Consider the following 776-nt stretch of genomic DNA (forward strand, 5'->3'; position numbering starts at 1 on the left):
TTTTTGGGGAGCTTGAATTTATCGAAGTGCTGTAGCGTTGTTGAATTTAAGGTCTGAAACCGTTTAATAACTAAGGAAAGTTAAACTATGACAACTTACTGTACGCCGTTAGAACAGTTGAAAGCTAATGTTAAAAAGCACCCTGACAAAGTGTGGCTTCATCAACCTGTTGATCGTAAGTGGCATACTTATACATGGTGTGAGGCAGATATCGCGGCACGGAAAGTCGCAAAAGGTTTAGTTGACAATGGACTAGTCGAGGGGGACAAAGTCTCCATCATCGCTAAAAATTCGGCTGAGTGGTACATATGTGACTTAGCAATAATGATGGCTGGTCTGATTAGTGTCCCGATTTACCCAACAGCAAGTTCAGACAACATAAAGTACGTGTTGGAACATAGTGGCGCTAAAGCGATGTTTATTGGCAAGCTTGATGATTCCAAAGAGCTCAGCAAAGCTTTACCTGATTCATTAATTACCATAGCAATGCCTAGTGCTAAAGTTGATTGTAAGCTTGATTGGCGTGCTTGGTTGCCGATGTTAACGCCACTTGAAAATATTAACATCCCCAGCCTTAACGATACGTTTTCGATCATCTACACCTCTGGTAGCACTGGTTTGGCAAAGGGAGTTGAACTTAGTTATTTAAACGTTGCGTCGTCAGCAACATCTGGCAGTGAGATATTTTTTCAACCGGGGGAAACTCGCGTTATGTCTTATCTGCCATTAGCTCATATCACTGAGCGTTGTGTGGTTGAACTTCCATCGATTTATAA

1 protein-coding gene is annotated in these 776 nt (G+C 41.8%); it reads left to right on the forward strand.

Translation table 11 applies throughout. From position 1 onward, the window contains the following. Positions 1 to 87 precede the first annotated feature (87 nt). The coding region (locus AB4486_RS25080) for an AMP-binding protein (protein WP_372119410.1) at positions 88 to 776 on the forward strand (689 nt) is incomplete at its 3' end.

Source organism: Vibrio sp. 10N.222.55.C6 (assembly GCF_041473395.1).
Lineage (GTDB): Bacteria > Pseudomonadota > Gammaproteobacteria > Enterobacterales > Vibrionaceae > Vibrio > Vibrio crassostreae_C.